The sequence below is a fragment of the Pseudomonas maumuensis genome (assembly GCF_019139675.1).
Lineage (GTDB): Bacteria > Pseudomonadota > Gammaproteobacteria > Pseudomonadales > Pseudomonadaceae > Aquipseudomonas > Aquipseudomonas maumuensis.
Genome location: NZ_CP077077.1, coordinates 2284588 through 2306670, shown reverse-complemented (window position 1 = coordinate 2306670; position 22083 = coordinate 2284588). Strand labels below are relative to the sequence as shown.

Annotated in this window: 19 protein-coding genes, 1 pseudogene and 1 riboswitch; of the genes and pseudogenes, 16 read left to right on the top strand and 4 right to left on the bottom strand. The window is 64.8% G+C overall.

Features of this window, described 5'->3' with window-relative positions; genetic code table 11:
- Positions 1 to 123: 123 nt before the first annotated feature.
- The gene (locus KSS90_RS10615) at positions 124 to 1035 is read right to left on the bottom strand and encodes a LysR substrate-binding domain-containing protein (protein WP_217869334.1); all 912 of its coding nucleotides are present in this window, start codon (positions 1033 to 1035) and stop codon (positions 124 to 126) included.
- Positions 1036 to 1130: 95 nt separating this feature from the next.
- Here KSS90_RS10615 and KSS90_RS10610 point away from each other — a divergent pair, with 95 nt between their 5' ends.
- The 8 genes from KSS90_RS10610 (at position 1131) to KSS90_RS10575 (ending at position 10823) form a co-directional block, all read left to right on the top strand.
- Entirely contained in the window at positions 1131 to 2222 is a 1092-nt protein-coding gene (locus tag KSS90_RS10610; RefSeq protein WP_217869333.1) for a tartrate dehydrogenase, read from the top strand.
- 234 nt (positions 2223 to 2456) lie between these two features.
- Positions 2457 to 4055 (top strand): BCCT family transporter, encoded by a 1599-nt coding sequence (locus KSS90_RS10605; RefSeq protein WP_217869332.1) that lies wholly within the window; start codon positions 2457 to 2459, stop codon positions 4053 to 4055.
- Positions 4056 to 4160: 105 nt separating this feature from the next.
- Positions 4161 to 5282 (top strand): aromatic ring-hydroxylating oxygenase subunit alpha, encoded by a 1122-nt coding sequence (locus KSS90_RS10600; protein WP_217869331.1) that lies wholly within the window; start codon positions 4161 to 4163, stop codon positions 5280 to 5282.
- A gap of 63 nt (positions 5283 to 5345) precedes the next feature.
- Positions 5346 to 6320 carry a PDR/VanB family oxidoreductase gene (locus KSS90_RS10595; protein WP_217869330.1) on the top strand — a complete coding sequence of 325 codons (975 nt, stop codon included), beginning with the start codon at positions 5346 to 5348 and terminating at the stop codon, positions 6318 to 6320.
- Between the two features lie 198 nt (positions 6321 to 6518).
- Entirely contained in the window at positions 6519 to 7679 is a 1161-nt protein-coding gene (locus tag KSS90_RS10590; protein WP_217869329.1) for an acetyltransferase domain-containing protein, read from the top strand.
- Between the two features lie 27 nt (positions 7680 to 7706).
- Positions 7707 to 7904, top strand: a riboswitch (cobalamin riboswitch).
- A gap of 110 nt (positions 7905 to 8014) precedes the next feature.
- On the top strand, positions 8015 to 9028 hold the full coding sequence (locus KSS90_RS10585; RefSeq protein ID WP_217869328.1) for an ABC transporter substrate-binding protein: 1014 nt from the start codon (positions 8015 to 8017) through the stop codon (positions 9026 to 9028).
- Positions 9025 to 10041: a FecCD family ABC transporter permease gene (locus tag KSS90_RS10580; RefSeq protein WP_217869327.1), complete on the top strand. Its 1017-nt coding sequence runs from the start codon at positions 9025 to 9027 to the stop codon at positions 10039 to 10041. Before KSS90_RS10585 ends, KSS90_RS10580 begins: the two co-directional genes overlap by 4 nt.
- A complete protein-coding gene (locus KSS90_RS10575) occupies positions 10038 to 10823 on the top strand; it encodes an ABC transporter ATP-binding protein (protein WP_217869326.1) in 786 nt (261 codons plus the stop codon). The genes KSS90_RS10580 and KSS90_RS10575 overlap by 4 nt, the downstream gene beginning before the upstream one ends.
- Before the next feature lie 52 nt (positions 10824 to 10875).
- Here KSS90_RS10575 and KSS90_RS10570 read toward each other — a convergent pair whose 3' ends face one another.
- Positions 10876 to 11196, bottom strand: coding sequence for a hypothetical protein (locus KSS90_RS10570; RefSeq protein ID WP_217869325.1), 321 nt, complete (start codon positions 11194 to 11196; stop codon positions 10876 to 10878).
- 283 nt (positions 11197 to 11479) lie between these two features.
- Here KSS90_RS10570 and KSS90_RS10565 point away from each other — a divergent pair, with 283 nt between their 5' ends.
- The 3 genes from KSS90_RS10565 to KSS90_RS10555 all read left to right on the top strand — a co-directional run bounded on the left by KSS90_RS10565 (position 11480) and on the right by KSS90_RS10555 (position 13914).
- Positions 11480 to 11635 carry a hypothetical protein gene (locus KSS90_RS10565; protein WP_217869324.1) on the top strand — a complete coding sequence of 52 codons (156 nt, stop codon included), beginning with the start codon at positions 11480 to 11482 and terminating at the stop codon, positions 11633 to 11635.
- A gap of 56 nt (positions 11636 to 11691) precedes the next feature.
- Positions 11692 to 12171: a hypothetical protein gene (locus tag KSS90_RS10560; RefSeq protein WP_217869323.1), complete on the top strand. Its 480-nt coding sequence runs from the start codon at positions 11692 to 11694 to the stop codon at positions 12169 to 12171.
- 240 nt (positions 12172 to 12411) lie between these two features.
- A complete protein-coding gene (locus tag KSS90_RS10555; protein ID WP_217869763.1) occupies positions 12412 to 13914 on the top strand; it encodes a sensor domain-containing diguanylate cyclase in 1503 nt (500 codons plus the stop codon).
- Positions 13915 to 13917: 3 nt separating this feature from the next.
- Here KSS90_RS10555 and KSS90_RS10550 read toward each other — a convergent pair.
- Positions 13918 to 14055 (bottom strand): annotated as a pseudogene (locus KSS90_RS10550) (VOC family protein); the annotation flags it as partial.
- A gap of 37 nt (positions 14056 to 14092) precedes the next feature.
- Between KSS90_RS10550 and KSS90_RS10545 the strand changes: the two are divergent.
- The 3 genes from KSS90_RS10545 (at position 14093) to KSS90_RS10535 (ending at position 16915) form a co-directional block, all read left to right on the top strand.
- A complete protein-coding gene (locus tag KSS90_RS10545) occupies positions 14093 to 14872 on the top strand; it encodes a DNA/RNA non-specific endonuclease (protein ID WP_217869322.1) in 780 nt (259 codons plus the stop codon).
- Positions 14873 to 14978: 106 nt separating this feature from the next.
- Positions 14979 to 15431 carry a hypothetical protein gene (locus KSS90_RS10540; protein ID WP_217869321.1) on the top strand — a complete coding sequence of 151 codons (453 nt, stop codon included), beginning with the start codon at positions 14979 to 14981 and terminating at the stop codon, positions 15429 to 15431.
- Positions 15432 to 15580: 149 nt separating this feature from the next.
- Positions 15581 to 16915: an MFS transporter gene (locus KSS90_RS10535; RefSeq protein WP_217869320.1), complete on the top strand. Its 1335-nt coding sequence runs from the start codon at positions 15581 to 15583 to the stop codon at positions 16913 to 16915.
- Positions 16916 to 16983: 68 nt separating this feature from the next.
- Here the strand turns inward: KSS90_RS10535 and katG are convergent, their stop codons facing one another.
- Positions 16984 to 19230 (bottom strand): catalase/peroxidase HPI, encoded by a 2247-nt coding sequence (gene katG, locus KSS90_RS10530; protein ID WP_217869319.1) that lies wholly within the window; start codon positions 19228 to 19230, stop codon positions 16984 to 16986.
- Between the two features lie 480 nt (positions 19231 to 19710).
- On the opposite strand from katG, the gene nspC reads away from it, so the two are divergent.
- The gene (gene nspC / locus KSS90_RS10525; RefSeq protein WP_217869318.1) at positions 19711 to 20808 is read left to right on the top strand and encodes a carboxynorspermidine decarboxylase; all 1098 of its coding nucleotides are present in this window, start codon (positions 19711 to 19713) and stop codon (positions 20806 to 20808) included.
- Between the two features lie 30 nt (positions 20809 to 20838).
- On the top strand, positions 20839 to 22083 hold the full coding sequence (locus KSS90_RS10520; protein WP_038705903.1) for a saccharopine dehydrogenase family protein: 1245 nt from the start codon (positions 20839 to 20841) through the stop codon (positions 22081 to 22083).

Sequence of the window (22083 nt, the reverse complement as noted above, 5' to 3'; positions counted from 1 at the left end):
TCTGGTGCTTGAGAAACTGGAAGGGCGCGCACGATCACAAAAACTGACTACGAAGTCAAGTTAACCATCGTAGGGTGCCTCTGCAAGTCAAGCAGACAACTTGTCGCGGGGCGCCGCGAAGGGTCAATCCGGCAAGCGATAGCGCTCGGCGAAGTACTGGCGGAAGAACTCCACCGCCACCCGCACCTTGGCTGAACCTGCCAACGGCGCCGTATACACCGCCCAGATATCCGCCGCCTGCTGGTACTCGGGCAGCACCTGCACCAGGCGCCCATCGGCGATGCTGTCATGCACGTCCCACCAGGAGCGCAGCAGGATCCCTCGCCCGTCCAGGCACCACTGGTGCGCCACCTCGCCGTGGTTGCTGGAGAGCCCGCCGGTGACGCGCACGCTTTCCTCGCCCTGGGGGCCTTCCAGGTGCCACAGGCCGAACGGGTGGTCGCGTTCCTTGATTACCAGGCAGTCATGGCTGGCCAGGTCGGCCAGCACCCGCGGCGTGCCATGCGCGGCCAGGTAACCAGGGGCGGCGCACAGCACCCGACGGTTGCGTGCCAGGGGCTTGGCGATCAGGTGCGGGGCGATGACGTTGCCGACGCGGATGTCCAGGTCCACCCCTTCGGCGATCAGGTCCACCAGGCGGTCATGCACATCCAGGCGGATGTCCAGCCCAGGGTAGCGCGCCGCCAGCTCCGACAGCGCCGGCGCCACGAAGCGCCGCCCCAGCCCCAGGCTGCTGGCGATGCGCAGTTGCCCCGCCGGCTCGCGCTGGCCGGCGTTGAGGTCGTCGTCCATGCGCCGCAGGGTCTCGAAGATCTGCTGCGCCCACTGGTACACGCGCTCGCCGTCCTCGCTCACCGTCACCCGCCGGGTGGTGCGGTGCAGCAGGCGTACGCCGAGGCTTTCCTCCAGCAGGCGAATGCGCTTGCTGATGAATGCCGCCGACATGCCGCGCTCGTCCGCCACCGCGGCGAAGCTGGCGCGGCGGGCCACCTGCAGGAAGATGTCGAGGTCATCCAGGTTCGGCAGATTATTCACGTTTCATGTACCAAGAATTGATGGATTGCCGGATTATCTCCGAAGCACAGCCTTATAGCATGGCCTGCATCTTCCCTGGACACGAGATGCGCCCCATGACCAAGACCTTCAAGATTGCCGCCATCCCCGGTGACGGCATCGGCAACGAAGTCCTCCCCGAAGGCCTGCGCGTGGTCGAGGCCGCCGCCCGCAAGCACGGCCTGGACCTGCAGTTCGAGTTCTTCGAGTGGGCCAGCTGCGACTACTACCTGGCCCACGGCAAGATGATGCCCGACGACTGGCTCGACCAGCTCAAGGGCTTCGACGCCCTGTACTTCGGCGCCGTCGGCTGGCCCGACAAGGTCCCGGACCACATCTCGCTGTGGGGCTCCCTGCTCAAGTTCCGCCGCGACTTCGACCAGTACGTGAACATCCGCCCGGTGCGCCTGTTCCCCGGCGTGCCCTGCCCGCTGGCGAACAAGCAGCCCGGCGACATCGACTTCGTGGTGATCCGCGAGAACACCGAGGGCGAATACTCCTCCCTGGGCGGGCGCATGTTCGAAGGCACCGACAACGAGTTCGTGCTGCAGGAATCGGTGTTCACCCGCCGCGGCGTCGACCGCATCCTCAAGTACGCCTTCGACGTGGCGCAGACCCGCGAGCGCAAGCACGTGACCTCGGCGACCAAGTCCAACGGCATGGCCGTGAGCATGCCCTACTGGGACGAGCGCACCGCCGCCATGGCCGCGCACTACCCCGAGATCAGCTGGGACAAGCAGCACATCGACATCCTCTGCGCCCGTTTCGTGCTGCAGCCGGAGCGTTTCGACGTGGTGGTGGCCTCCAACCTGTTCGGTGACATCCTCTCCGACCTCGGCCCGGCGTGCGCCGGCACCATCGGCATCGCGCCGTCGGCCAACCTCAATCCCGAGCGCAAGTTCCCCTCGCTGTTCGAGCCGGTGCATGGCTCGGCACCGGACATCTACGGCAAGAACATCGCCAACCCCATCGCAATGATCTGGTCCGGTGCGTTGATGCTCGAGTTCCTCGGCCAGGAAAACAACGATGCCCGCTACCAGGCGGCCCACGACGACATCCTCAAGGCCATCGAGACGGTGATCGCCAACGGCGACACCACCCGTGACATGGGCGGCAGCCGCTCGACCCAGGAAGTGGGCAAGGCCATTGCCGAGCTGCTCGGCGCCTGATTCGGCATCAGGTCATCGCGGGGCCGATGCGACTTGCCCCGCGATAGCGACAGCGCAGCCCAATCATCCGGATTGTCCGACGATCCTATTGCCACCCACTTCGATTCAATGCAGAATCTGTCAACCAAAAGATACTTGTTATCTACTAGTTAACAGAAAGGAAACACAGAACCTCGATACGGACTTCCCAACGCCTGACGCCTACTACAAAAAAAATGCTCCAGGAGACAATTGATGTCCCCCAATAACAAAAAGATCGACGTGTTCCTGATCGCCGTGAGCCTGTTGGCCGTGCTGCTCACCGTGATCGGCCTTGCCGCCTTCCCTGCCCAGGCCGAAAACCTGGCCAACCAGCTGTTCGAAGTGGCCACCCGCACCTTCGGCACCAGCGTCCAGGTACTGGTGTTCGGCAGTTCCCTGGCCGTGCTGTACCTGGCCTTCAGCAAATACGGCAACATCCGCCTGGGTGCCGGCAAGCCCGAATACTCCACTACTACCTGGGTATTCATGTTCATCTGCGCCGGCATGGGTTCCTCGACCCTGTACTGGGGCGTGATGGAATGGGCCTACTACTACCAGACCCCAGGCCTGAACATCGCGCCGATGTCGGCCAAGGCCCTGGAATACAGCGTCAGCTACTCGTTCTTCCACTGGGGCATCAGCGCCTGGTCGATCTACGCCCTGGCCTCGCTGGCCATGGCCTATCACTTCCATGTGCGCAAGAAGAGCGGCCTCAACCTGGCCTCGATCATCGAGGCGGTCACCGGCTTCAAGGCCACCGGCCCGGTCGGCCGCGCCGTCGACCTGATCTTCCTGCTGACCATGATGGGCGCGCTGACCGTGTCGCTGGCGCTCACCGCCTCGACCCTGACCCGCGGCCTTGCCGACCTGGCCGGCACCCCCAACACCTTCACCGTGCAGTTGCTGGTGATCGGCGCTGTAGCGCTGCTGTTCTCGCTGAGCTCGTACATCGGCATCGACGGCGGCTTGCAGCGCTTGTCGAAGATGGTCTGCATCGGCGCCCTGGTGTTCGCCGCCATCGTCCTGCTGGTTGGCCCGACCCAGTTCACCCTGAACAACACCGCCAATTCCATCGGCCTGATGCTGCAGCACTACGTGCAGATGAGCCTGTTCACCGACCCCGCCGGCGACGGCGCCTTTACCCGCAACTGGACGGTGTTCTACTGGCTGTGGTGGGTGTCCTACGCCCCCGGCGTGGCGATGTTCGTCGCCCGCGTATCCCGTGGCCGGCTGATCAAGGAAGTGGTGTTCGCCCTGCTGCTGGGCGGCAGCTTCGGTTGCTGGTTCTTCTTCGGCGCGCTGGAAAGCTACAGCATGCACCAGTTCATCAACGGCCAGATCGACGTCCCCAAGCTGCTTGGCACGCTCGGTGGCGAAGCGGCGGTGACCGACCTGTTGCTGGCCCTGCCATGGGGCACGCTGTTCCTCGCCGCGTACCTGTTCATCATGGCGGTGTTCTGCGCCTCGCACATGGACGCCGCCGCCTACGCCGTGGCCGCCACCAGCACCCGCAACCTGCGCGAAGGTGAAGACCCAAGCCCCACCCTGCGCCTGTTCTGGTGCGTGGTGCTGACCCTGGTGCCACTGGCCATGTTGTTCGCCAAGGCCTCGCTGTCGACCATGAAGACCGCCGTGGTGCTCACCGCGATCCCGTTCATGGTGATCCTGCTGGTGAAGATCTACGGGTTCTTCAAGTGGCTGGCGGCCGACTACGGCCAGGTGCCGGCGTACCGCATCGAGGAAGAGGCCACCCGCCTGGCGGGTGAGGAACCGCAGCCGCAGGCGCCGCGTAGCGCTGCCGTGCTGCACTGAAATACAACCTGGGAGCGGGCTTGCCCGCCCCCGTTCAGGCAAATTTTTTTGCCCAGCTTGTTAACCAACAGATACGCGTTAACCAATAAGAACCGAGATAAAGCCATGAACGATTTCAAACGCCTGCCCGCCGACTTCTGCGCCAACCCCGAGGAAGCCTTCACCCTCCCGGCCAAGTTCTACACCCAGGCCGCCGTTTTCGAACACGAGAAGGAAGCGATCTTCGCCCGCAGTTGGATCTGCGTCGGCCACCGCAGCGAAGTCGCCGAGAAGAACGCCTACATCACCCGCCAGGTGATCGGCGAGAGCATCATCGTCGTGCGTGGCCGCGACGATGTGCTGCGGGCCTTCTACAACGTCTGCCCGCATCGCGGCCACCAACTGCTCGAGGGCAGCGGCAAGGCCAAGAACGTGATCACCTGCCCGTACCACGCCTGGACCTTCAAGCTCGACGGCGAGCTGGCCCATGCGCGCAACTGCGAGAACGTGGCCAACTTCGACAAGGACAATTCCACCCTGGTGCAGCTGCGCGTGGAGGAATACGCCGGCTTCATCTTCATCAACATGGACAACGACGCAGGCTCTGTCGAAGACCAGCTGCCGGGCCTGCAGAAGCGCATGCGCGAAGCCTGCGCGATGATCGACGACCTGCACCTGGCCGCGCGCTTCGTCAGCGACACTCCGGCCAACTGGAAATCCATCGTCGACAACTACCTGGAGTGCTACCACTGCGCCCCGGCCCACCCCGGCTTCTCCGATTCGGTGGATGTCGGCCAGTACAGCCACAGCCTGCACGGCAACTGGACCCTGCAATACGGCCTGGCCAAGCCTTCGGAGCAGTCGTTCAAGTTCGATGAGTCGGTGAAAGACCCGTCCTTCGCCGGCTTCTGGGCCTGGCCATGCACCATGTTCAACGTACCGCCAGGGGCCAACTTCATGACCGTGATCTACGAGTTCCCGGTCGATGCCGAAACCACCCTGCAGCACTACGACGTCTACTTCCTCAACAAGGACATCACCGAAGAGCAGCAGAAGCTGATCGACTGGTACCGCGAAGTGTTCCGCCCGGAAGACCTGCGCCTGGTCGAGAGCGTGCAGAAAGGCCTGAAGTCCCGCGGCTACCGTGGCCAGGGCCGGATCATGGTCGACGCCCAGCGCAGCGGCGTCAGCGAGCACGGCATCGCCCACTTCCACAACCTGATCGCGGTCGCCCACCTGGACGACTGAACACACGCCAGCTCCCCGCCCCGCGCCAGGGCCTGGCGCGGGGCTTCGTTGTCGAGGTACGCCATGGCCAAGCAATACGAGATGTTCAAGGTGCGCGTGACCGGTGTGGAACAGGCCACGCCACAGATCAAGCGCTTCACCCTGGCCCGCGCCGACGGCGGCGCCCTGCCCGCCTTCAGCGGCGGCAGCCACGTGATCGTGCAGATGCAGTCGCCCTGCGGCAGCCAGTTCAGCAATGCCTACTCGCTGATGAGCGATCCGCGCCAGTTGCACAGCTACCAGATCGGCGTGCGGCTCGAGGAGCAGTCCAAGGGCGGTTCGGCGTTCATGCACAACCAGGTCGCGGTGGGCAGCGAGCTGACCATCTCCACACCCAACAACCTGTTCGCCCTGAACGCCGATGCCGGGCGCCACGTGCTGATCGCCGGCGGCATCGGCATCACCCCGTTCCTGGCGCAGTTGCACGAGCTGGAAGGTGGCGCCACTCCCTACGAGCTGCACTACGCCTTCCGCGCCCCGGAACACGGCGCCTTCCAGGGCGACCTGGAACAAGGCCCGCATGCCGGCAACACGCGGTTCTACATCGACAGCCTGGACCGCAAGCTCGACCTCGCCGCGCTGTGCGCGGGCCTGGCCGATGACGCCCACCTCTATGTGTGCGGGCCCAAGCCGCTGATCGACGCGGTGATCGCCACCGCCGCCGCCGCTGGCATCGCCGAGTCCCGTGTGCATTGGGAACAGTTCGCCGCTGCCGCGCCGGCCACAGGTTCGGCCTTCACCGTGGTGCTGGCCCGCTCGGGCACCGAGCTGCAAGTCGAGGAAGGCATGACCATCCTCCAGGCCATCGAGAAGTCCAAGGCCGCGAAGGTCGAGTGCCTGTGCCGTGAAGGGGTGTGCGGCACCTGCGAGACAGCGATCCTCGAAGGCGAGGCCGAGCATTTCGATCAGTACTTGAGCGACGAGGAAAAAGCCGCGCAGCAGAGCATGATGCTGTGCGTGTCGCGGGCGCGCTCGGCGCGGTTGGTGCTGGATCTCTAAGGGCCAGAGCCAGATCGCGCTCCAGTGGAGCGCACGATGCCATCGCGGGCAAGCCTGCTCCTACAGGTCATGCGCTCCCCCTACTAGGAGCGGGCTTACCCCGCGATGGCGCCGGTCGAGTCGACACCAATGCGTCCCTGTGGATTCAGTAATTGTTATGAGATAACATTTTACTTTCTCTGTTTGCGACTTTCCTCGATGGCCAGCCCCCAACTCCCCCAACGCCTGCAAAGCATCGACGCCCTGCGCGGTCTGGTGATCCTGTTCATGCTGCTGGACCACGTGCGCGAAACCTTCTTCCTGCATCGCCAGGTCAGCGACCCGATGACCATCGACGCGATCGACGCCACCGAACCCAGCCTGTTCGCCAGCCGCACCCTGGCGCATCTGTGCGCACCGGTGTTCGTGCTGCTCACCGGGCTGGCTGCCTGGCTCTACGGCGAAAAACACCACGGCCGGGGCGATGTCTCGGTGTTCCTGTTCAAGCGCGGTCTGTTCCTGGTTGTGCTGGAATTCACCCTGGTCAACTTCGCCTGGACCTTCCAGTTGCCACCGAGCGTGATCTACCTGCAGGTGATCTGGGCCATCGGCCTGAGCATGCTCGCCCTGTCGCTGCTGGTGTGGCTGCCGCGCCCGGCGCTGCTCGCCCTTGGCGCGCTGATCGTCGCCGGTCACAACCTGCTCGATGGCCTGCACTTCGGGCCGGAATCGGCGCTGCATGTGCCATGGGCGATCCTGCATGAGCGCAGTTGGCTGGAAGTGGGCGAACATCTGCGCCTACGCACGTCCTACCCGCTGTTGCCATGGATCGGCGTGATCGCCCTGGGTTATGGGCTCGGCCCGTGGTTCGCGCGGAGCAGCGACGCCGGCAAGCGCCAGCAGCGCCTGCTATGGTCCGGCGCCACCTTGCTGCTGGGGTTCAGCGCGTTGCGCCTGCTCAATGGCTATGGCGAAGCCCCCTGGAGCCTCTACGCCAGCGTCGGGCAGACGCTGATGAGCTTCTTCAATATCACCAAGTACCCACCGTCGCTGCTGTTCCTGGCCCTGACCCTCGGCGTCGGCCTGCTCCTGCTGCGCGGCTTCGAGCGTGCCGGCGACGCCCGCTGGATCGGCCCGCTTGCGGTGTTCGGCGCCGCGCCGATGTTCTTCTACCTGCTGCACCTGTATGCGCTCAAGCTGCTTTACGTGGCCTGCGTGGCGCTGTTCGGCCTGAACCAGGGCCGCTTTTTCGGTTTCGATGGTATCGGCGCGGTGTGGCTGACCGCCGTGCTGCTGCCACTTACCCTGTACCTGCCGGTGCGCTGGTTTGCCCGGCTGAAAGCGCGCCGGCGCGATATCGCCTGGCTCAAGTACCTGTAAAAGCGTTTTCACCCGACAGTCCGATGGTCTACCATGCCGCCCGCCGGTTTCCACACGGAATCAAAAGGGAATCCCGGGCTCGCCGCTGGCGATCCAAAGGGAACTGCCCCCGCAACTGTAGGTGCCGAGCCTGCGCCATCGATGCCACTGGGTCTGCCGACCCGGGAAGGCTGGCGCCGGCCTGGACGCACCAGTCAGGAGACCTGCCGGCACGCATTCACCAACCGGCGGGGTGTCCGGGATGGTCATCCGCCCCTGGCCGCGTGCTTTCGCAGGCTGCCTGGCGATGCCTGTCCGTGGGCCATTCCGTGTACCACTCAGGAGATCGCCCCACCATGCCGCACCGCCTCGCCGTCCTCCTCGCCGGCCTGTCCCTGTCGAGCCTGGCCCACGCCAGCGCGACCCAGTACCCGCTGACCGTCGACAACTGCGGCATGCCGCAGACCTTCACCCAGGCCCCGCAACGGGCGGTGACCGTCGGCCAGGCCGGCACCGAGCTGCTCTATGCCCTGGGCCTGGGTGAGCGGCTGGCCGGCACCTCGCTGTGGTTCAACAACGTGCTGCCGGAATTCAAGGCACAGAACGACAAGATCCCACGCCTGGCCGACAACGAACCGAGCTTCGAAGCGGTGGTCGGCAAACGTCCGCAACTGGTGACGGCGCAGTTCGAATGGATGATCGGCGCCCAGGGCGCGGTCGGCACCCGCGAGCAGTTCCAGGAGCTGGGCATCCCCACCTACCTGCTGCCCTCGGACTGCGAGGGCAAGGACAATCTGGTGGGTGCCGACGGCACCCGCCTGCAGCCGTTCAAGGTGCAGAGCATCTACAAGAGCGTCAGCCAGCTGGCCGAGATCTTCGACGTGCAGGAGCGTGGCGCACGCCTGAATGCCGAGCTCCAGGGCCAGCTGGAACGGGCCAGGCAGCGCCTGGCCGGCCAGGACCTGGCGCACACCAGCGCGCTGTTCTGGTTCTCCAGCGCCGACCTCAAGACCGACCCCTATGTCGCCGGGCGCCAGGGCGTGGCCGACTACATGCTGCAGACCCTCGGCGTGCGCAACGTGGTCGAGTCCAGCGAAGAATGGCCTACCGTGGGCTGGGAAACCCTGGCCAGGGCCAACCCCACCTGGCTGATCGTTGCGCGCATGGACCGCCGCCGCTACCCGGCCGACGATTACCAGCTGAAACTCGATTTCCTGCGCAACGACCCGGTCACGCGCAACATGGACGCCGTCAAGCACGGCCGCATCATCGTCCTCGACGCCGACGCCATGCAGGCCGGCATTCGTCTGTTCCGCGGCCTGGATGTGCTGTCCAGCGCCTTCGCCAGCGGTAAAGCACCGCAGCCATGAGCCGCCTGCTGCCCATCAGCCTCTTTGCTTTGCTCGCCCTGTGCGTGGCCATGCTGGCTGGGATCGCCATCGGCGAGACCCGGGTAAGTACCGAGGCGATCTGGCAGGTGCTGGCCAACCAGCTGTGGCAGGCCGGCCATGCCGTCGACCCGATCGACGCCGGCATCGTCTGGAACTACCGCCTGCCGCGCACCCTGGTCGCCGCCGCTTGCGGTGCGGGGCTGGCGACCTGCGGGGTGATCCTCCAGGCGCTGCTGCGCAACCCGTTGGCCGAGCCGTACCTGCTGGGCCTATCGGCCGGCGCCTCGACCGGTGCCGTGGCGGTGGGGCTGTTCGGCCTGGGCGGCGCGGTGCTGTCGCTGTCGGCCGGCGCCTTCATCGGCGCGCTGGCGGCGTTCGCCCTGGTGTTGCTGCTGTCGCGCGCCAGTGGCAGCCGCCAGGACAACGCCCAGGTGATCCTCGCCGGCATCGCCGGCTCGCAACTGTTCAACGCCCTCACCGCCTTCCTCATCACCAAGTCGGCCACCGCCGAGCAGGCCCGCGGCATCCTGTTCTGGCTGCTGGGCAACCTCAGCGGCGTGCGCTGGCCGTCGGTGTGGCTGGCGGTGCCAGTCGCCCTGTTCGGCCTCGCGATATGCCTGTGGCAGCGCCGGGCACTGGACGCCTTCACCTTCGGCGCCGACTCGGCGGCCTCGCTGGGCGTACCGGTGCGCCGCACACAGCTGCTGCTGATCAGCTGCGCGGCGCTGGTCACCGCGGTGATGGTGTCCATCGTCGGTGCCATCGGCTTCGTCGGCCTGGTCATTCCCCATGCCCTGCGCCTGTTGCTCGGCCCCGGGCATAGCCGTCTGCTGCCGGCCAGCGCCCTGGGCGGTGCGCTGTTCCTGATCGTCGCCGACATCCTCTCGCGTACCCTGATCGCCGGCCAGGTGATCCCGGTGGGCGTGGTCACGGCCTTGATCGGCGCGCCGCTGTTCGCGCTGATCCTGGTCAGCCGCCGGGGGCGCCCATGAGCGTGATGACCGCCATCGTCGAGGCGCCGCTCAGCTGCCAAGGGCTTGGTCTGCGCCTGGGTGGGCGCGATGTGCTGCAGGCTGTCGACCTGAGCGTGCTGCCCGGCGAAACCTTGGGCGTGGTCGGCCCCAACGGCTCGGGCAAGTCCACCCTGCTCAAGCTGCTCGCCGGCCTGCGCACCCCAAGCAGTGGCAGCGTGCGCCTGCTCGGCGACGCGCTGGAACGCATGCCACGGCGGCATATCGCTCAACGCCTGGCCCTGGTCGAGCAACAGGCCGACACCCTGGACGCCATCAGCGTGTATGACGCCGTCGCCCTGGGCCGTACACCCTGGCTCTCGGCCCTGGCACCGTTCGGCAACGATGACCGCGCCATCGTCGAACAGGCGCTGGCCGACGCCGACGCTAGCCACCTGCGCCGACGGCTATGGGGCGAACTGTCCGGTGGCGAACGCCAGCGCGTGCATATCGCCCGGGCCCTGGCGCAACGGCCGCAGGTGTTGTTGCTCGACGAGCCGACCAACCATCTCGACATCCAGCACCAGCTCGGTTTGCTGCGCCAGGTGCAGGCGCTGGCGGTGACGACGCTGGTGGCCTTGCATGATCTCAACCAGGCATTGACCTGCGACCGGCTGGCCGTGCTCGATCAGGGGCGGTTGGTTGCGCTAGGCAAGCCGGAGGCGGTGCTGACGCCGGAGCGGTTGTTGGGGACGTTCGGGGTGCATGGGCACTACCTGGTCGATCCATATGATGGGGCGCGGGTGCTGCGGTTTCGTGCCTGAGCAATGTGACGCAAAGCGCCGCTGACGCGGCGCATTGCCGGCTTGTCGGTGATCAGGCCGGTTGGTTTACCTGCGGTAGCTTCCAGTCCTTCATCTCCTGCGGCGTCAGGCTGGCCAGCACTTGCATGAAGGTTTCGGTCAGCTCGCTGCTGACATTGCCGTGTACCTGGTAGTTGCTCAGCAGGTAGCGCTTTACCGTGTTCGGCCAGTTGTTCGCCAGGTGCGCGGCCTTGATGATGCCCTTGGCATCCTGATAGTTGGCGGCGGGCTTGACTTGGGTCAGCCGGCGCTCGAAGTGGCCGAAACTCCAGTCATCTTCGCGGGCCTCGAATTCGTCCAGCAGTTTCACCTTGTACAACGCAAGCTCGGGCATGCGTGATCTCCTTGTGATGGGATGGAAGGAGACGGTAGGCGAATGCGGCGGGAATGGAAATGAACACGGTGTTGAGCAGTGCCGGTGTCGGTTGGGATGGCCTATCAGACACCGGATGTGATAACGCCTTGGACGCCAGGATTGCCGCACGATAAGCAAGCTGGCAGCCACATGCCGCCGTGAAAGTGTTACGCCGTATGGCATACCACCCTCGGTCCCCCGCACCACCTGCTAAAGTGCGCGCCGCGGCCCTTTTGGCCCCAGCAATGATGGAACTCTACCGATGGAAAGAATGATCCAGTTCGTGGCGGTGGTGGTGGTCTGCACGGCCATCGGTATCGCCTGCGAGCACTACGAAGTGAACCGCTACCTGAAATGGCTGCTGATGGCCCTGCCGGCGATTGTCTGGGTACGCCTGCGCAATCCGTTGCAACGCTGAATTTCCCACCGCGTTTGCAGTAGACTCGCAAGCCTTACCGTGCCCAAGGCTGCCCCATGCCCCGCCTGACCCGACTACTATTGCCCGTGCTCCTGCTCGGCGCCCTCGCCGCCTGCGACCAAAAGCCCAGCCGTGAGGAACAGATCCTCGCCAACTTGCCCTTGCAGGAAGCCTACGACCACAACATCGAGCGCATGGCCGGGCTGCTGGCCATGACCCATGCACAGGTGCCCCAGGACAAGATCAAGGCAGTGCTGCGCAAGCACCTCACCGTCGAGGACCAGCGCCAGGACCTGTTCAAGCTGTACAGCGAAGAAAACTTCAACGATACCGAGTTCGCCACCATCGTCCAGGTCACCCGCGACCCGGCCAAGGCCAAGGCGCTAAGCCAGAGCGACGAGGGCAAGCGCCTGAGCGAAAAACTCACCCGCCTGATGCGCGAGAGCGCCAGCGATACCAAGGTCCAGGCCCTGGCACAAGCGCGCATGCAGCAGGTCGAAGATGACCTGCGGGCCCTGGAGCAGGCCGCGCCCTGATGCCGGGTAAGCACGGGGCACCATCGCGGCAAAATCCATGATTACTGTAAGAAATCTGAGCGCACCCGATCAGCTAAGCCTGCAATTGTCCGTATGCATGGTTCACCTTGCGCCAAGCGCGTAGGGTGAACCACCCGCTGTATCCCACGAGGCCAAGGATTGCGATACGTTTCCCCCCACAAACGGCGCCCCGACCTGCGCACACTCATACTTGCGCTCTGCGCCACCACCGCGCTGGTGATGCTGCTGGCCAGTTACTTCGCCAGCTATCGGGTGCAACGCCAACTGCTGATCGACAGCGCCCTGGAAGCCAACCGTGCCTATGCCGCCAAACTGGCCGCCGTGACCGAGACCACCTTGGGCAATGCCTTGCAGCAACTGGCCTACAGCGCCAGCCAATGCGCCCTGCACCCTGATGACGATCAGTTGGTGCAGGCCGAGATCGACCGCCTGCAGCAGCAAAGCAACCTATTCAACTCCACCTTGCGGGTCGACGCCCAGGGTGTGGTGCGCACGCTTTCGCCAGCACCGCTGCAGCACCTGGCCGGGACCCAAGCCAGCTCGCCCGCTGCCCTGGAGGCCTTGCGCGAACGCCGCACACTGGTATCCACGCCCTTCCTGTCGGTGGCCAACAACCTGCTGGTGATAGTGTCGCAACCGATCTTCGACGCCAACGGGCACTACCAGGGCTACATCGGCGGCAGCCTGTACCTGCGCGAGCGCAACCTGCTCAACAGCCTGCTGGGCACGCATTTCTACCAGAACGGCTCGTACCTCTACGTGGTAGATCGCAACCGCCGGCTGCTGTTTCACCCCGACAGTCAGCGGGTCGGCACCCTGGTGGGCGACAACACGCTGCTCGACGAACTGCCCGGCCTCCTCCAAGGCACCCGGAGACTGGTGAACAGCCAGGGCGTGGAGATGCTGGCCGGTTTCGCCACGGTGCCAAGCACCGGCTGGGCCATCGTTTCCCAGCAACCGCTGCAACAGACCGTGGCGCCGCTGCGCCAGCTAGTCCTCAATGTCGTGGCCATTTCCGCGCCACTGGCCCTGCTCGGCTGCCTGCTGCTGTACTGGCTGACGCAAGTCATCGCCCATCCGCTCCGGCAACTGGCCACGGTCGCCCGCGGCACGGGCGGGCAACAGCCCACCGAACGTATCCACCAGGTCCGAGCCTGGTATGCCGAGGCCGCGGAGCTCAAGCGCGCCCTGCTGTTCGGCCTGAACCTTTTGCAGGAACGCATCGGTCGGCTCAACCACGACGCCCAGACCGACCCGCTGACCGGCCTGTTCAACCGCCGTGGCCTGCAGCAGACACTGCGTTTGCTGCAGGCCGAGAAACGTGGTTTCTCCGTGGTGGTGCTGGACATCGACCATTTCAAACAAGTCAACGACAGCCACGGTCATGATATCGGCGATCTGGTGCTACAGCGGCTGGCAGGCTTGATGCGTGGCACCTGCCGTGAGGGCGATCTGTTGTGCCGCACCGGTGGCGAGGAGTTCCTGATGCTGTTGCCGGGCGCAGCGCTGGAGGTGGCAACCGCCATCGCCGGCCATTTGCGCCTGAACGTGGAGTACACCCCGATCGAGCCCGTTGGCGGAATTACGATCTCCCTGGGCGTGGCCAGCTGGCAGCCCCTGGCAGGTGACGACCCCGCGGACACCCTGCGCAGGGCCGACCATGCGCTCTACCGGGCCAAGCAGCAAGGGCGAAACCGTGTGTGCATCGACCACCCAGCCTGACACCTAGACGGCGCTCGCCGTCCACACCGCCAGCTCATAGCCGTCCGGATCGATGAAGCGCAAACGGTGCCCGCCAGGAAACGCGAGCACCGCGCGACTGATGCGCGCGCCGACCGCCTCGATACGCCGCTGGCCAGACTGCTGTAACATCCCGCGCTTTGTTCAAGGAAGACGCGTCATGCGCCGTTTGCTGTTCCTGTTGGCGGCCCTCAGCCTTACCTCTTGCATGCCTCGCCTGCCCTCGCCGCCAGCCCCCGACCCTGCCGCAACGCCGCTGACCCTGCTCGACCACGGTCGTTTCCGCCTCTGGTACGATTGCCAGCGCGGCGAGCCGCACCGCTTCAGCTTCAGCCTTGGCAAAGATCAGGGGCTGCTGCAACGCATCGACAACTTCCGTATCGACCGTAGCCTGCCCGAAGGCTGCAAAGGCCAGTTCTCGACCAAGGCCTACTCGACGCCCAAGGGCTACCATCGCGGCCACCTGGCGGCCAACAATCATTTCGACGACGACCGGGCGGCGATGGACGCCTCCAACCTGATGAGCAACATCGTCCCGCAACTGGCCGCGCACAACAGCCGTACCTGGTACCAGACCGAACTGCTGACCGAGTGCTACCGCGACCTGCACCCGGTGACAGTCATCGGTGGCGTGGTGTTCGGCCATGCCGGCGCGGCCCTGGACAACGATGCCTTCATCCAGTCCCACGGCATCGCCACGCCCGAGGCGTTCTGGAAGGTGCTGCTGACCGAAGATGAACACGGGCAGCCCCAGGTCATCGCCTGGTGGATCCCGCACCAGGCCGGGCTGGGTACCGACCTCGACCCCTACCTGCGCAGCGTTCGCCAGATCGAGGCGGCGCTTGGTCCGCACGAGCCGCCAATCGAGGTGCCGGAGCAATTGAAAGATCAGCGCCCGCCCCACACCTGGCCGTTGCCTGCGCGTTGCGACCGTGAGTGAGGGGAAGCCCTGCCCCCTGAAGATCGAAGCGCCAGCCACGTTAAGCTACTGCACCTTTTCAAACCGGTACACGCAGGTACCGGTGTTCGCCTCCAAGGACGTTCCCGTGTCGAAGATCCAGCGTTTCACCCTTCTCCCCCTGGCAGCGCTTGGCCTGCTCACCCTCATGGCCTGCAGCGCCAAACCCGAGGCCAGGGCAAAGGTCGACGCCGCCGCCCTGGCCGGTTTCACCGCGGCCATGCAGAGCGCACTCATCAACCGCATCGATGCCGCCAACCAAGGCACCCTGGTCGGCGTGGTCACGCTCAAGCTCACCCTGGACCGGAACAACCGCCCTACTGCCTGCAAGGCCGTGCGCAGTTCGCCTGCCCATGAACGGCTGTTGCCCATCTGGGCCAATGCCTCTCCCTTGAAACAGTTGAAACAACTGGTCGAGCACGAATGCTGGAGAACCACCTACCCGCCCGTTCCCGAAAGCCTGTTCGAAGACGGTCATGTCGATGTAATCGCGCCCCTGGTACTCATGCCTCGCCTGCCAATCCCGATGCCATTGCACTGAACCCGGCATCCGGTGCTAACAGGCATCCGGAGGTCGCCCCCGACAAAGCACCCTCGCCCTGCCGCTTGTCTACTGGCCCGACAACAACGACGCCGCGCCCCGAGCGCGGCGCATCCGCCCAGGCTGCCAAGACCACCGGAGAGCACCCCATGTCCATCGCCCACGAGGTCCCACCCGCCACCTTGCGGCGGGTGATCGCCGCCTCGGCCATCGGCAACTTCGTCGAATGGTTCGACTTCGCCGTCTACGGTTTCCTCGCCACGCTGATCGCCAGCCAGTTCTTCGCCAGCGAGGATGCCAGTGTCGCCCTGCTCAAGACCTTCGCCGTGTTTGCCGTGGCCTTCGCCCTGCGCCCGCTGGGCGGCATCGTGTTCGGCGCGCTGGGCGACCGTCTCGGGCGCAAGCGCATCCTGTCGCTGACCATCCTGCTAATGGCCGGCTCCACCACGCTGATCGGCCTGCTGCCGACCTATGCCAGCATCGGCGTGCTGGCCCCGGCGCTGCTCACCCTCGCCCGTTGCCTGCAGGGGTTTTCCGCAGGGGGTGAATATGCCGGCGCTTGCGCCTATCTGATGGAGCACGCGCCACGGGGCAGGCGCGCGTTCTACGGCAGCTTCGTGCCGGTCTCGACCTTCTCCGCCTTCGCCTGTGCGGCGGTCATCGCCTATGGTCTGGAGGCGAGCCTCACTCCCGAGGCGATGAATGCCTGGGGTTGGCGTATTCCGTTCCTGGTCGCCGCGCCCCTGGGCCTGGTCGGCCTTTACCTGCGCTGGCGCATGGAAGAAACACCCGCGTTTCGCCAGGCACTGGCCGAAGGCAAGGCGCACAGCCATTCGCCGCTGGGCGATACCCTGCGCCACCATGGCCGCACCATCCGCAACCTTGGCGCGTTCATATCGCTGACGGCGCTGTCGTTCTACATGTTCACCACCTACTTCGCCACCTACCTGCAGACGGTCGGCCACCTGAGCCGCGCCCAGGCGCTACTGGTCTCGACCGTGGCGCTGCTGTTCGCCGCGACCGGCTGCCCGCTGGCGGGCGCCTTTTCCGATCGTGTCGGGCGGCGCCGGACCATCGGCTTCACTTGCCTCTGGGTAATGGTCGCGGTGTTCCCGGCCTACTGGCTGGCCAGCTCAGGATCGCTGGCGGGGGCATTGCTGGGAGTGATCCTGCTGGCCATCGGCGCGCTGATGAGTGGTGTGGTCACCGCCGCGCTGCTGTCGGAGTGCTTCCCCACGCGCAGCCGCTACACCGCCTCGGCGATCACCTACAACGTCGCCTACACCCTGTTCGGCGGCACCGCGCCGCTGGTGGCGACCTGGTTGATCGAACAGAGCGGCAGCCGCCTGGCGCCGGCGTTCTACCTGGTGGTGATTGCCTTGCTGGCGTTGATCGGCGGGCTGGCATTGCCGGAGACCGCGCAGGTTTCGCTGCATGAGGAAAATCCGGGCACCGACCCGTTGCAGGCATCCCAGGGGCTTTAAGACGGGATAGCCAACATCGCGGGGCATGTCGCATCGAAGCGCCGATGCGACATGCCCCGCGATCGGCGTTATGCCAGGTCGAAACGGTCCAGCTCCATGACTTTCACCCAGGCCGCCACGAAGTCCTTGACGAACTTCTCCTTGGCATCGCTGCTGCCATACACCTCGCTCAAGGCACGCAGCTGCGCATGGGAGCCGAACACCAGGTCGACCCGGCTGGCGGTCCATTTCACCTGGCCGGTCTTGCGGTCACGGCCCTCGAACGCTTCGTTGTCCGCCGCGGTCGGTTTCCACTCCACGCCCATGTCCAGCAGGTTGCGGAAGAAGTCATTGCTGAGCACGCCGACCTTGTCGGTGAACACACCCTCCTTGCTGCCGCCATGGTTGGCGCCAAGCACCCGCAGGCCACCGATCAGCACGGCCAGCTCCGGTGCGGTGAGCGTCAGCAACTGGGCCTTGTCCAGCAACAATTTCTCGGCCTTGACGCTGTAGCGCGCCTTGCTGAAGTTGCGGAAACCGTCGGCCAGGGGCTCGAGCACGGCGAACGACTCGACATCGGTCTGTTCCTGTGAGGCGTCCACACGCCCCGGGTGGAACGGCACGCTGATGTTGTGCCCGGCATCTTTAGCGGCTTTTTCCACCGCCGCGCTGCCGGCCAGCACGATCAGGTCGGCCAGGGAGATCTTGTTGCCGCCCTCGCTGCGTATCTTCTCCAGCGCTGTCAGTACCTTGTCCAGCCCCTGGTTCGCCGTCCAACCGTTCTGCGGCGCCAGGCGCAGACGGCCGCCGTTGGCGCCGCCGCGCTTGTCGGAACCGCGGAAGGTCGAGGCCGAGGCCCAGGCGGCGGACACCAGTTCAGCGACACTCAGCCCCGAAGCCAGCACCTTGGCCTTGAGCGCGGCGATATCGGCGTCGCTGGGTTGAGGCCCGGCCTTGGGCAGCGGGTCCTGCCACAGCAGCTCCTCGTTGGGCATTTCCGGCCCGAGGTAGCGCGCCAGCGGGCCCATGTCGCGGTGGATCAGCTTGTACCAGGCACGGGCGAAGGCATCGGCGAGCTGCTCGGGGTTGTCCTTGAAGCGCCGGGCAATGGGTTCGTAGATCGGGTCGAAGCGCAGCGCCAGGTCAGAGGTGAGCATCGACGGCGCGTGCTTCTTAGCGGGATCGTGGGCATCAGGCACGCTCCCCGCGCCCTTGCCGTCCTTCGGCCGCCACTGGTGGGCACCAGCCGGGCTCTTGGTCAGTTCCCACTCGAAGTTGAACAGGTTGTTCAGGTACTCGTTGCTCCACTTCGTCGGGGTCGAGGTCCAGGTCACTTCCAGGCCGCTGGTGATGGTGTCGCCACCCTTGCCGGTACCAAACTTGTTGCTCCAGCCCAGGCCCTGCAGCTCGAGGCCCGCCGCTTCCGGCTCGGCGCCGACATTGTCGGCGGGGCCGGCACCGTGGGTCTTGCCGAAGGCATGGCCGCCGGCGATCAGCGCCACGGTCTCTTCATCGTTCATCGCCATTCGGCCAAAGGTCTCACGAATGTCCTTGCCGGACTTCACCGGGTCCGGCTCGCCCTCCGGTCCTTCCGGGTTGACGTAGATCAGGCCCATCTGTACGGCGGCTAGCGGGTTTTCCAGGTTGCGCTCGGCCGACAGGTCGCGGTTCTGTTCCTCGCCATGCTTGGCGGGCTCGGCTACCAGGTCACCCTGGCCGGGTGGCTGGGCCTTGACCTGTTCCTTGCCGTAGCGAGTGTCGCCACCCAGCCAGACCTTCTCCGAGCCCCAGTACACGTCTTCGTCCGGCTCCCACACGTCGGCACGGCCACCGGAGAAGCCGAAGGTCTTGAAGCCCATGGACTCCAGGGCGACGTTGCCGGTAAGCACGATCAGGTCGGCCCAGGAAATCTTGTTGCCGTACTTCTGCTTGATCGGCCACAGCAGGCGCCGGGCCTTGTCCAGGCTGACGTTGTCCGGCCAGCTGTTGAGCGGGGCGAAGCGTTGCTGGCCAGAGCCGGCGCCGCCACGGCCATCGCCGATGCGATAGGTGCCGGCGCTGTGCCAGGCCATGCGGATGAACAGCGGGCCGTAGTGACCGAAGTCGGCCGGCCACCAGTCCTGGGAATCGGTCATCAAGGCGCTCAGGTCTTTTTTCAGGGCCTGGAAGTCGAGGCTCTTGAACGCCTTGGCGTAGTCGAAGTCCGGGTCCATGGGGTCGGACTTGCTGGAGTGCTGGTGGAGGATCTTCAGGTTGAGCTGGTCAGGCCACCAGTCACGGTTGCTGGTGCCGCCACCGGCGGTCTGGTGGAACGGGCATTTCGATTCGTTCGCCATCTGCTTCTACCTTTTGGGTCGGTTCAATTCAGATTTCCGGGCGTTCTTGTAATTGCGCTGCCAGGTATTGGATCAGGCGTTCGCCAAGCGCGCCTGCCCCTCATCGGTTATGGCCGGGCACACCTGTGCGCCGGCTTTTCACGGAACCAGCAGAAAGACTAGCCGAGCTTGGGCAGAGGTCTAATAGAGGCGATATTGGGGGGTGATAGCCTGGCTCTGTCAGCCTGTGGCGCCGGCAGATCAGAATCGTCACATTGATCTGTTCAACTGGGCTCGCCCCGATGCAAAAGCATATTCGGCCATCCTTCGCGATAGCGGCCGACCCAGCGCCAGGGACGGCGCGGTCACGGGCCTGATGGCACTTGCATAGCCAAGTGCATGTACAACTCGGACGAAATGCGCCTCGCGCCCTTTCGTACCGCGGCAAGTGAAGGCACAATGCGTGTCCTTTTTTTGGCCGGCCTGGCCGGGGGCCTTTAAATGATCAAGACGCCGTACTACCTCATCGACAAAACCAAGCTGCTGAGCAACATGGAGAAGATCGCCTACGTGCGCGAACACTCCGGTGCCAAGGCACTGCTTGCCCTCAAGTGCTTCGCTACCTGGTCGGTATTCGACCTGATGCAGCAGTACATGGACGGCACCACCTCGTCTTCGCTGTTCGAGCTCAAGCTCGGCCGCCAGAAGTTCGCCGGCGAAACCCATGCCTACAGCGTGGCCTGGGCCGACGACGAAGTCGAAGAGATGCTCGACAACTGCGACAAGATCATCTTCAACTCCATCGGCCAGCTCGAGCGCTTCGCCGAGCAGTCCGAAGGCAAGGTGCGCGGCCTGCGCGTCAACCCGCAGGTGAGCAGCTCCGACTACCTGCTGGCCGACCCGGCGCGCCCGTTCAGCCGCCTCGGCGAGTGGGATCCAGAGAAGATCGAGAAGGTGATCGAGAAGATCTCCGGCTTCATGTTCCACAACAACTGCGAGAACGGCGACTTCGGCCTGTTCGACAAGATGCTCACGCACATCGAGGAGCGCTTCGGCCACCTGCTGCACAAGGTCGAGTGGGTCAGCCTCGGCGGCGGCATCCACTTCACCGGCGAAGACTATGCCGTGGACGCCTTCTGCGCACGCCTGAAGCAGTTCGCCGAAACCTACGGCGTGCAGGTCTACCTGGAACCGGGCGAAGCGGCCATCACCAACAGCGCCTCGCTGGAAGTGACCGTGCTCGACACCCTGTACAACGGCAAGCACCTGGCCGTGGTCGACAGCTCGATCGAAGCGCACCTGCTCGACCTGCTGATCTACCGCCTCAACGCCAAGATGGCCCCCAACGACGGCGCGCACACCTACATGGTCTGCGGCAAGTCGTGCCTGGCCGGCGACATCTTCGGCGAGTACCAATTCGACAAGCCACTGCAGATCGGTGACCGCCTGTCGTTCGTCGACACCGCCGGTTACACCATGGTCAAGAAAAACTGGTTCAACGGTCTGAAAATGCCATCCATCGCGGTCAAGCAACTCGACGGCAGCGTCGAAGTGGTGCGCGAGTTCGGTTTCGAAGACTACGTTTCGAGCCTGTCGTAAGACAGGCTTTCATGAAGGAGAAAAGCTGAATTGAAGAAGAACGTTCTTATCATTGGTGCAGGAGGTGTCGCCAAGGTGGTGGCCCACAAGTGCGCACAGCATAACGACGAACTGGGTCGTATTGCGATTGCGTCACGGAACATCTCCAAATGCCAGGCCATCATCGACAGCGTCAAGGCCAAGGGTAGCCTCAAGGTTCCCGCCGACATCCAGGCCTTCTCGCTCAACGCCCTCGATGTCGAGGCGACCAAGGCACTGATCCGCGAGACCGAATCGCAGATCGTGATCAACGTTGGCTCAGCCTTCCTCAACATGTCGGTGCTGCGCGCCTGCATCGATACCGGTGTCGCTTATCTTGACACCGCCATCCACGAAGAGCCGGGCAAGATCTGCGAGACCCCGCCGTGGTACGGCAACTACGAGTGGAAACACCTCGAAGAGTGCCAACAAAAGAACATTACCGCCATTCTCGGCGTCGGCTTCGACCCGGGTGTGGTGAACAGCTACGCGAAACTCGCGCAGCAGCAGTACTTCGACCAGATCGACTCGATCGACATCCTGGACGTGAATGCCGGCTCCCACGGCAAGTACTTCGCCACCAACTTCGACCCGGAAATCAACTTCCGCGAGTTCACCGGGCAAGTCTGGAGCTGGCAGAACAGCCAGTGGACCAGCAACACCATGTTCGAGGTCAAGCGCACCGACGATCTGCCGGTAGTGGGTTCGCAGAACCTGTACCTGACCGGCCACGACGAAGTGCACTCGATCTCGAAGAACCTGAACGTGCCGAACGTGCGCTTCTGGATGAGCTTCGGCGAGCACTACATCAATGTGTTCACCGTGCTGAAGAACCTCGGCCTGCTCAGCGAGCAACCGGTGAAGACCGCCGAAGGCCTGGAAGTGGTGCCACTGAAAGTGGTCAAGGCCGTGCTGCCGGATCCGGCCTCGCTGGCTCCGGGCTACACCGGCAAGACCTGCATCGGTGACCTGGTCAAGGGCACCAAGGACGGCCAGCCGCGCGAGGTGTTCATCTACAACGTGGCCGACCACGAAGAAGCCTACGCCGAGACCGACAGCCAGGGTATTTCCTACACCGCGGGCGTGCCTCCGGTAGCCGCCGCGCTGCTGGTTGCCCGTGGCCAGTGGGATGCCGGGCGCATGGTCAACGTCGAGGAGCTGCCGGCCGAGCCGTTCCTCAAGGCGCTGGACGTGATGGGCCTGCCGACCCGCGTCAAGGATGAAAAAGGCGATCGTCCGTGGGACGCTGAAGCCTAA